Below are 9,614 nucleotides of genomic sequence, written 5' to 3'. Positions count from 1 at the left end.
AGACGGCATAGGAGATGATCTCGCGGGGAAAACGAAAGCCCTTCAGGCGTCGAATTGTCGGCACGGTTTTCATGATGACCGCCTATCCCGACGGAACCCCGTGATCAACTTGGCAATGCCCCTTTGAGATATGCCTGAACAAGCGGACGCAGAACGGCCGCCCTGCGCGCCTCCTCAGCACCAGCGGCAACGAAGTCTTCGCGATCATCATCCATCAATATTTGCCACACGAAGCTGCGAACCCTGTCTCAGGTTTAAGGGCAAAAATATCGGATTTAAAGGCAAAATATCATATTTAAGGGCAAAGCAAGGCCGTTGATTTCGTTGGATTTCTCATCTCACAATTAAGGGCTACGCGACAGGAGGAAATTCATGTCACGGACAGCCAATTTGGCCGGCCCGCGTTCGCGGACCGGTGTCGCGTTGCCCTTAAATCTGAGACACGACGCGTTCGGGGATATTTTTTGCCCTTAATTATGAGATTCCACTGCCATCGCGCCTATGCTTTTCGCGCGCTGCCGGGCGATGTAAACAACCGCGGCAAGCAGACGTGGCTCCTTATCGAAGGCGCGCAATAGAGCAACCCTTGCATAGTCGTCGATGCCGGAGCTTGAGATGGCCGCTTTGACCAGTGGACGGGATTGGGCTGCATCAATTGCAGCAAGGCCAAACAGCCTTACTTCCAGCCTGTGGCCCTGAAGAGCGTATAACGGATCTCCGCGGAAGGCCTTTAATGATATGGCAAAGGTGACCGCGCGCATTGCGCGCCGAAATTGCTTGGAGCTGCGTAATCGCGCGGCGTATTCAAGCCGCGCGGCGCCGTTGCGCGCACGATTTATCAGCTTTTCGGGCATCTGTTCGCCACTGGCCTTGCCGAGCGTCGGCACAAGTCTCGTCCCACAAACCTGGCAGTCGAATGCCCAGGCTCGCCTCCAATGCTTGAGCGAAAGGCCCTCTCTGGAACATTGCAGGCAATGCTGGAATGGTATCTGGGCCGTCAGCGAGGCTTCTCGTGTCGTCATTGCTGGGAAGGTCAAAGATCGCACAACATCTGGGTCAATCCGTGCGGCGTTGGCAATCTTCGCCGCCGCAGCCGCGTCGACGTTGAAGTTCAAGGCGGTGCCATGCGCGGTATCGATTCTGAGATGAGCCAGTAGTTCCGCATCATCACAGTAGTTGGCCGCCGCCAGCCTAGACAACCAACCTGACAACAACTCGTCGGGCAGCGGCGCGACAGTCTTGGGCAGCGGGTGCGGCTTCACACCCCGGACTTCTCGAGCCGCCGATGGGGGTTCGCATGGCGCGACCAAACCGGCGTCCATTTTGCGATTGCGTCATCGGTGATGCATTCATCACCTGTGACAATGGCGTCGATGGAAAGATCCTTGATCAGGGCGAAGATGCGCGAGGTCACCCCGCCGGTCAGCGCAAGTATCTGCTTTAGTGACTTGACCTTCAGATTGGATTTCTTCTCGAGGGGCATTGCCGCGATGAGTGTCTGGATCATGTCCGAGAACTCGGCGTCGTCGCGCCAGTTTGGAAGGTGATGTTCGTCCAGCCGCCTGGCAAGCTGGATATCACCACGGATGGCATCGACGGCCTCGCTGACCCCCAGGCAGACCAGCGACACTTCGAGTTCATTGCTGAGATACCGCAGAACATTGAGAAAGCGGCGCTGTTCGCGGTGGGTCCCGGCCAAGAGGTTGTGGACTTCGTCGATCATGATCATCCGCAGGCCAAGGTCGCGCAAGAGCGCGACGACACGGACTTCGAGGGAGGCCACATTTTGAGCGCGCGCGCTCAGTGCCGTGGCCGGTGCCCCGACGGTCGCCAGGATGTGCAGATAGAACCGTCGTTCGTCGGGAGCTGGTGGTGCTTGTAACAGTAACAGCGGCGTTCGCGTAATTCCCGATGCTGGGTCATATTCCGGTGCATATCTGCGCGAAAGATTGCGGGCGATCATCGTCTTTCCGATCCCGGACGCGCCATGCACAAGAAGGCCAGGCATACGGGTTTGCCTTGGCGCTTCGATCATACACTGCAAACGGTCCAGAACTTGTTCGGCCCGCGGAAAGCCAATCCAGATATCCGATTGAATGAGGGTGATCCGACCGTCTTCCTCTGTTTTTCCTGCCCTCAATTCACCATCTCTCCACCTTGAACAATGGGCGCGATGTATCACCCGTATCGATCGCGCGCAGCCCTTCGGTTGTTGAGACGGCCGAGTTGGCGCCCTCCAATGTCCCTTTTCTTTCACGGGATCGGCGTTCGGCCCTCGTCAGGCTCCGGCTTTCAGACTCGATTTGGCGTTGCTGTCGGATCAGCTCAGCCAGGACCAGCTCATTGGACCCGGACTTGCCAAGGGCACGGGCATTCCTCATGGCTTCGCGATATTCCCAGAGCGACACAGGCGGAATTTCCAGGTTTCGGTACCGAGCTTCGACGTATCGGTCATTATCCAGTTCGACCCAGATCACCGAGAGGTCGCGAGGGTCGTAGCGGACGACCACCTTTCCATCCCCGCGCCCGATGTGGCCTGCAAGCGCATCGGACCAGTACCGTATCTGGAACAGATGGATGCCGTCACGCCTGACCTTGCGCAGTTCACTTGGCAGAAAGCTCACCCGAAAGGCTTCAATCTCGAAGGGGATATCGCCCATCATTTGCTCTGAGAGCGCCTCCCATTTGGCAACGGGCGTGCAGCCAAGACTTGAATGAATGCTGTTGTTGTAGCGGCAGATTTCCAGAGCAAACCAGCGATCGAAGTCGCTTAAGGTCATCGTGGCCATGCCCTCGGCGTCATAGTCGCCCTTGGCCACGACCGAGGATTGCGTTGTTCCAGGCAACAGGTGCACGGCCCCCATCATCGTGCCGATCAATCGTTCGATGTGCCCTCCGAAATGAGGACTGCCTGGCGGCCGATAGACCAGATCGATCCCCCATTCTGCACATGCCGACCGAAAGGCATGCGACCGGAAATCGCGCCCGTTATCGACGTGGATGCTATGCGGTTTACCCTGCGCGGGCCAAGGAACATTGCGCACCAATTCCGCCAGAAGTTCCGCCTTGGGGGCCACAGCCTGTGTCAGGCAAAGCGCCACCGACAGACGCGAAGGTGCCTCGAGAGAGGTGTAATATCCGGTCACCATCCGCGTTGCGACGTCGATCGCCAGCGTGACCCAAGGCCGCCCAATTGGTTTGCGTTCAAAACTGTCGACGAGAATGATGTCCGCAGGCGTATGGTCGATTTGCACGACCTCCAGTGGCCGGTTTGCCTTGTTGTCGCCTACGACCGGCGCAAATTTCTGGCGGGCCGCCTTTGCGCCTTCGCGTGCCTTGGCAATTTCACGGGCATCCATTGCATCCAGCCTGCGCTGAACCGTCCGACGTGTCGGCGGTTGCAAGCCCTGCTGCCAACACGCGCTTCGGATTTCTGTCACGATGCGCGACAGGCTTGGGCGTTCCCGCCGTAAGAAATAACGGCGAAGATGTTCTTCGATCACCGCTTCCACCTTGCCGGATATCAAGGTTGTACCAGTCGGGCGGCCCCGTTTCCGAGAAGCCAGCGCGCTGGTGCGCCCACCCTCTTCGGCCAGACGCTTTATCCAGCGCCAGACAGTCGCCCTGCTGACACCAAGCTCCCAAACGGCGTCATTGATGCCACTTTCCAGACTGCCAGTTCCTTTGAGATATGCCTGAACAAGCGGACGCAGAACGGCCGCCCTGCGCGCCTCCTCAGCACCAGCGGCAACGAAGTCTTCGCGATCATCATCCATCAATATTTGCCACACGAAGCTGCGAACCCTGTCTCAGGTTTAAGGGCAAAAATATCGGATTTAAAGGCAAAATATCATATTTAAGGGCAAAGCAAGGCCGTTGATTTCGTTGGATTTCTCATCTCACAATTAAGGGCTACGCGACAGGCATGTTCATGCCGCTGCCCGGCCGGGCACATGGCTTGGCGAGATGCTGACGCGCAAGCCGCCGATGCTGGTGCGGGTCGCGCTGGCGAACAAAATGGCGCGGATCGTCTGGGCGCTGATGGCCCGAGGCGGCGCCTACCAGTCTCCGACCGCTGCGGCGTAAGCCGTCACTGGTCGCGAGGACGTCGGAGCGGAAGAGGGCAAGGAGACGTTTGGCGCACGGTCGTGAGACGGGATCGGGAGAACCAGAGCGCAACAGAGTGCCATCGAGCACGCGGCTTTGATCTGGACCCGACCTGCGAACACCATACGGGCCCGCGGCGTGATGATGGCCGCAACAGAGGCCGGATACATGTCAGCACCCGACACCGCGCGAAACTGATCCAGAAACCCTCTTGCGCAAGGGGCGGTTATACATGTTGCGCAAATGCTGTGAAGGTTTCACCTTGCGAATCCAGTCTGTTAGTCAGGCTGCATGAGCAGACCCATACCCCCGACCTACAAGACCAGGAACTGGCCAGCCTACAATGAAGCAGTCAAGCGCCGGGGCTCGCTGACGATCTGGTTTGACCCCGAGATGAGCTGGGATGCCGCGCCGACAGGCAGGCGTGGCCGCCAGCAGACCTACAGCGATGCCGCTATCCAGACGTGCCTCTCGATGAAAGTGCTGTTCGGCATGGCGCTCCGGCAGACGACCGGGTTCGTCGAGAGCCTGCTACGGCTGGTCGGCCTGAACTGGACGGTGCCCGACTTCAGCACGCTATCTCGCCGCCAGAAGACCTTGGCCGTGAACATCCCCTACCGCGGCTCCAAGGGGCCGTTGCACCTGCTGATCGACAGCACCGGGATCAAGGTCGAAGGTGAAGGCGAGTGGCACGCACGCAAGCATGGCGGCCCGAAACGGCGCGTCTGGCGCAAGCTCCACCTTGGGATCGATGAAGAAACGTTGGAGATCCGGGCCGTCGAAGTCACCGGGAGCCACATCGGTGATGCGCCCATCCTACCCACCTTCTCGACCAAATCCCGCAGGACCAGGAAATCGGTAGCGTTACGGCTGATGGCGCCTACGACACGCGCAAATGCCACGATGCGATTGCAGATCGCGGTGCCCATGCCGTCATCCCGCCCCGCAAGAACGCGAAGCCCTGGAAGACGATCACCGCCGGAGCCGTGGCGCGAAATGAGGCCCTGCGCGCGGCGAAATACCTGGGCCGCGCGCTCTGGCGACGATGGAGTGGATACCACCGCCGAAGCCGCGTCGAGACAAAGATGCATTGTATCAAGTTGCTGGGCCAGCGGCTCATGGCACGGGACTTCGATCGACAGGTCGCCGAACTCCAGGTCCGCATCGCCGTCCTGAACGGCTACACCGCGCTCGGAATACCCGTCACGGAAGCTGTGGGATAAGTCCGTCCGGGGAAAGGGGAACCTCGGCCTTAAGCCGATTTGTGCATCAGAGCCCTTGACACTAATAATTAGCTATCTATGTTTTTCCCGGCGATGGTTCCCCGGAAGAGGAGCCGGATTTCATCGCTGCATCAAACTGGAGGAAATTCATGTCACGGACAGCCAATTTGGCCGGCCCGCGTTCGCGGACCGGAATGGTGGTGCTTTGCCTCGCTCTGACCGCGGGCTTCGCCCCGCTCGCGTCGGCGCAGGAGCAGCCCGCCTTCAACGAACATGCGGGAACCCTGCCGGACGGGACGGCATGGCTGATCCGCGTGCCCGAGAACTGGAATGGTCGACTACTCAGGGATCTGGATTTCGCCAGCAACGTTTCGGTCGCGTCAGCGGTCCAGCGGTATGACGACCTGCTCGGTCGTGGCTATGCCTTCGCCGGGCTCGCCCGGCACCCGCTGCGCCTGTGGCAATACGATCCGCAGCGTGAAATCCTGAATCTACAAGCTGTTCAGGACATTTTCACGGACCTGGAGCGCGCTCCTGACATGGTGCTGCAATACGGCTGTTCTGGCGGAGGGCTCGACAGCCTCGCTTCGGCCGAGGATTACCCGGACAGGATCGACGGTGCCGCCGTGCTTGCCGCCCATACGCCGGTCTGGATCATGAGCAGTTTCCTGGATGGCTGGTTCGCCATGCAGACCCTGCTGGGCGAAAGCTATGAGGCCGCTGGGCACGGTCCGGCCAGCGATCTCGCCATCGTCGGCCTGCCCAATGCCGGAGCGGGTGGCGAGCGCAGCCTTGACGCGATCCGTGCGTCCTGGATGGCCGCCATCGAAACGGCGGGCGAAAGCCCGGAGGGCCGCGCGCGGCTGGCGCTTGCCTTCGCCATCGGACAGTGGTCGCCGTGGATGGTCGAGGGGACCGAACTACCCGACACCGCGGATGCCGGCGCCATGGCCGACATGATCGTGGCCTCGGCGCTGCGCATCGGCGGTAATGTTGGCGGGTCCTCGCGGCTTCTGTTCGAAAACGCCGCATCGGGGCAGCAACTTTCCGGGAACGAGGGGGTCGACTATGCCGCCTTCTACCAGAATGCCGCACCCGCGATGGCGCGGACGGTTGAGGCGCTCTACGAACAGGCCGGTTTGGACCTTCAGGCCGACATTGCCAGGATCGACGCCGCCCCCCGCATCGCGGCCTCGGATTATGCGCGCGATTTCTGGGCCGCAGACGGGCGCACGACGACCGGCGATCTGCAGGTTCCGGCGATCCGCATCCACATGCTGGGCGACTGGGCCATTCCCTACACGCTGATGGAAGGCTACGGCGCGCTGGTGCAGGAGCAGGGTACCGGCGATCTGTATCGGCAGTCGCTGGTCCAGGGCACGGGCCATTGCGAGTTCACGGCTGCCGAAAGCACGGCCATCGTCGAGACCCTGGTCGAACGGATCGAAACGGGCGCCTGGCCCGAGACATCGCCCGAGGCGCTGAACGCCGCAGCCGAGGCGCTGGAAACCGGGAGCGCCCCCCGGTTCATCGAACACGGTGATTGGCGCGTGGCAGCCTATAACCGGCCCTGGGTTCCGGCAGAATGAGCCGATGGGGAACTGGCGCTGCGCCGGTTCCCCCACAGGTCCGGTGGCGCAAGTCATTGGTGGACCGTCGCCAACGCGCAGTGGGCATCTCTGGCGAGGGCAAGTGTTCCCATGTCTGGACGACCCCTGCTGCGCAAGCTGGGAATTGACGCGCCTATGCCGAAAGCAGTCATGTCTACGGCCTTTGTGGTGCGGTCTAGCCGCTGGCCCAGATGAAGTCCGCGGATCGGGTCCCAATCAAAATTGCGCGCTTTCTGCGCCTTGACCCCCTGGGGTGTCCCGATCCCCGGTTCGACCGGTTTGTCATCTCTTCTCAGCTTCACGCATTCCGTCAGCGGTTCCGCGCTCAGGAGACAGGGGCCGCGTAGATCTCGTTGCGGCGCAGGAGCGCCCAAGCGATCCGGGCAGTCTTGTTGGCGAGCGCGACCGCAACGACTTTCGGTCGCTTGCGTGCTTTAAGCCCAAGCATCCAAGCCTTGCCGGCATCGCCCTGCCTTGCAAAGCGAAGCACCGCAGTCGCGCCGGAAACGAGCAGTCGCCGGATATATCCATCACCCTGCTTGCTGATCCCGGTCTGTCGATCCTTGCCACTGCTTGAGTTCGCCCGTGGCGTCAGGCCTAGCCAGGCCGCGAACTGTCGTGCCGAGCGGAACAGGCTCGGATCCGGAACATTTGCAGCAATTGCGCTGGCGGTGATCGGTCCGATACCGGGAATGGTCGCCAGTCGCCGGCTCGTCTCGTGCGTCCGGTGCCACTCGAGGATCCGTTTCTCCAGGGCCTCAGCCTGATCGGCAATCGCCTCCGCTTGGCAGATCAACGCATGGATGGCAGCCGCAGCATGGTCAGGCAACCGTTCCTGGTTCTCTCGGAAGTGGGTGTCGCCTTGCCCTTAAATCCGAGACACGGCGCGTTTTCCGGCCTTTCTTGCCCTTAAATTTGAGATGAGGTGGCTGAACCGCCGACGCGTAGTCGCATCCGCTGAGCAATCTGGTCGACGGTTGCAAGCAGTCGGGGCTCCTTATCGTAGGCGCGAAGCAGGGCAACTCGTGCGTAGACGTCGATGTCCATGCTGCACAACGCAGCCTTTACCAGTGGACGTGATTGGGCGGAGGCAATGGCGGCAAGGCAGAAGAGCCTTATGTTCGGGCGGGGGCTTTGAAGCGCGAAGAAAGGGTCTCCACATAAAGCTTTGAGTCCCATCGCGAAGGTGACCGCCCGCATGGCTCGGCGTAGTTGACGCGCGCTGCCCGACACCGCGACACGCTCCAGGATCCGTGCCCCCCGGCGGGCACGATCAACCAGCTTTTCGGAGACCGCTGCGCCATTTTGCCTGTCGGCCTTTGGAAGAAGCCGGGCACCACAAATCTGGCAGTCGAACGCCCAGGCCCTACGCCAGTGCCTGAGCTCAAGGCCGCCATCAGCGCAGCTTGTGCAAGCCTGGAACGGCACCTGTGCGGTCAACCGCATCTCTGCTTCCGGCATCGCCGCGAAAGTCATCGACGACACGAACGCTGGATCGAAGCGCGCCGCAACGGAAATCCTATCCGCGGCCAGCATGTCGAGATCAAAATCAAGGGCTGCAGCATATTTTGCGTCGATCCCGATATGGGCGAGCAGGTCTGCTACCTCGCAATGATTGGAAGCGGCCAGTCGCGATAACCAACCAGAAAGCAACTCGTCCGGCACTGGCGTCACCGATATCGGCAGCGGGATACACGTCACGCCCCAGATTTCTCGAGCCGTCGCTGAGCGTTTGCATGGCGCGACCAGACCGGTGTCCATTTTGCGATGGCATCATCAGTGACGCACTCGTCACCGCTGATGATCGCGTCGATGGACAGATCCTTGACCAAGGCAAAGATGCGGGACGTCACCCCGCCAGTTAATGCGAGGATCTGCTTGAGCGACCGCACTTGCAGATTGGATTTCTTCTCCAGCGGCATGGCCGCGATCAATGTCTGGATCATATCCGAAAACTCGGCATCATCGCGCCAATTCGGCAGGTGGTGTTCATCAAGCCGACGGGCCAGTTGGACATCGCCGCGAATGGCATCGACGGCTTCGCTGACACCGTAGCAGACCAAAGATGCCTCCAGCTCGTTGCTGAGATACCTCAAGACATTGAGGAACCGGCGCTGTTCCCTATGCGTGCCCGCAAGAAGGTTGTGGACTTCGTCGATCATGATCATCCGCAGCCCGAGGTCGCGCAAAAGGCCCACGACCCGAACTTCCAGCGAGGCAACACTCTGCGCCTTCAGGCTCAGCGTCGACGACGGGGCTCCGACGGCTGCGAGGATGTGCATATAGAACCGCCGCTCATCAGGAGCGGGTGGCGCCTGCAACAGAAGTAACGGGGTGTGGGTGACGCCCGACTCCGGATCATACTCCGGCGCATAGCGTCGCGACAGGTTGCGGGCGATCATTGTTTTGCCGATGCCGGACGCCCCATGCACCAGAAGGCCAGGCATGCGGGTCTGCCGCGACATCTCAATCAGACCATGCAGCCGGTCCAGCACTTGCTCCGCTCGGGGAAAGCCGATCCAGATGTCCGATTGAATGAGGGCGATGCGGCCGTCGGGCATTGCCAACTTATTTGCACCCGGCTGAATGCGGCCTGCTCCGCGCCCGTCATGCGGTCATCTCGAGTGCGTAGCCGTTCCAAAGATCAAAGGCATCGGATCGGGCGTGGCGGTAC

At 60.7% G+C, this 9,614-nt stretch carries 6 protein-coding genes and 4 pseudogenes; 3 read left to right on the top strand and 7 right to left on the bottom strand.

Annotation, left to right across the window (positions count from 1 at the left end):
• From SM764_RS22620 to SM764_RS22270, 4 genes and pseudogenes are all read right to left on the bottom strand, one after another.
• Nucleotides 1-73: pseudogene (locus tag SM764_RS22620) on the bottom strand (IS6 family transposase); the annotation flags it as partial.
• A 397-nt stretch (nucleotides 74-470) separates the two neighbouring features.
• On the bottom strand, nucleotides 471-1,262 hold the full coding sequence (locus tag SM764_RS22280; protein WP_008335465.1) for a TniQ family protein: 792 nt from the start codon (nucleotides 1,260-1,262) through the stop codon (nucleotides 471-473).
• Nucleotides 1,259-2,140, bottom strand: a complete 882-nt coding sequence (locus SM764_RS22275; protein WP_024099410.1) for a TniB family NTP-binding protein — start codon at nucleotides 2,138-2,140, stop codon at nucleotides 1,259-1,261. Before SM764_RS22275 ends, SM764_RS22280 begins: the two co-directional genes overlap by 4 nt.
• Before the next feature lies 1 nt (nucleotide 2,141).
• Entirely contained in the window at nucleotides 2,142-3,776 is a 1,635-nt protein-coding gene (locus SM764_RS22270; RefSeq protein WP_024099411.1) for a TnsB C-terminal domain-containing protein, read from the bottom strand.
• A 145-nt stretch (nucleotides 3,777-3,921) separates the two neighbouring features.
• On the opposite strand from SM764_RS22270, the pseudogene SM764_RS22265 reads away from it, so the two are divergent.
• The 3 genes and pseudogenes from SM764_RS22265 to SM764_RS22255 all read left to right on the top strand — a co-directional run.
• Nucleotides 3,922-4,086 (top strand): annotated as a pseudogene (locus tag SM764_RS22265) (IS110 family transposase); the annotation flags it as partial.
• A 390-nt stretch (nucleotides 4,087-4,476) separates the two neighbouring features.
• A pseudogene (locus tag SM764_RS22260) lies at nucleotides 4,477-5,330 on the top strand (IS5 family transposase).
• A gap of 149 nt (nucleotides 5,331-5,479) precedes the next feature.
• Nucleotides 5,480-6,919: a hypothetical protein gene (locus SM764_RS22255; RefSeq protein WP_024099412.1), complete on the top strand. Its 1,440-nt coding sequence runs from the start codon at nucleotides 5,480-5,482 to the stop codon at nucleotides 6,917-6,919.
• Between the two features lie 346 nt (nucleotides 6,920-7,265).
• Here SM764_RS22255 and SM764_RS22250 read toward each other — a convergent pair.
• The 3 genes and pseudogenes from SM764_RS22250 to SM764_RS22240 form a co-directional block, all read right to left on the bottom strand.
• Nucleotides 7,266-7,790, bottom strand: a pseudogene (locus tag SM764_RS22250) (IS110 family RNA-guided transposase); the annotation flags it as partial.
• 59 nt (nucleotides 7,791-7,849) lie between these two features.
• Nucleotides 7,850-8,701 carry a TniQ family protein gene (locus SM764_RS22245; protein ID WP_081731462.1) on the bottom strand — a complete coding sequence of 284 codons (852 nt, stop codon included), beginning with the start codon at nucleotides 8,699-8,701 and terminating at the stop codon, nucleotides 7,850-7,852.
• Entirely contained in the window at nucleotides 8,638-9,501 is an 864-nt protein-coding gene (locus SM764_RS22240; protein WP_274861696.1) for a TniB family NTP-binding protein, read from the bottom strand. The genes SM764_RS22245 and SM764_RS22240 overlap by 64 nt, the downstream gene beginning before the upstream one ends.
• Nucleotides 9,502-9,614 lie beyond the last annotated feature (113 nt).

This window comes from Pseudophaeobacter sp. 1A16562, assembly GCF_041008785.1.
GTDB classification, from domain to species: Bacteria; Pseudomonadota; Alphaproteobacteria; order Rhodobacterales; family Rhodobacteraceae; genus Phycobacter; species Phycobacter gallaeciensis_A.
The sequence above is the reverse complement of the archived record's forward strand: the minus strand, read 5'-3'. Positions and strand labels throughout refer to the sequence as shown.

Coding starts and splice junctions, on each gene's coding strand:
- SM764_RS22270 (WP_024099411.1), bottom strand. CDS start 3,776: ATGGATGATGATCGCGAAGACTTCGTTGCCGCTGGTGCTGAGGAGGCG.
- SM764_RS22255 (WP_024099412.1), top strand. CDS start 5,480: ATGTCACGGACAGCCAATTTGGCCGGCCCGCGTTCGCGGACCGGAATG.
- SM764_RS22245 (WP_081731462.1), bottom strand. CDS start 8,701: ATGGACACCGGTCTGGTCGCGCCATGCAAACGCTCAGCGACGGCTCGA.
- SM764_RS22240 (WP_274861696.1), bottom strand. CDS start 9,501: ATGCCCGACGGCCGCATCGCCCTCATTCAATCGGACATCTGGATCGGC.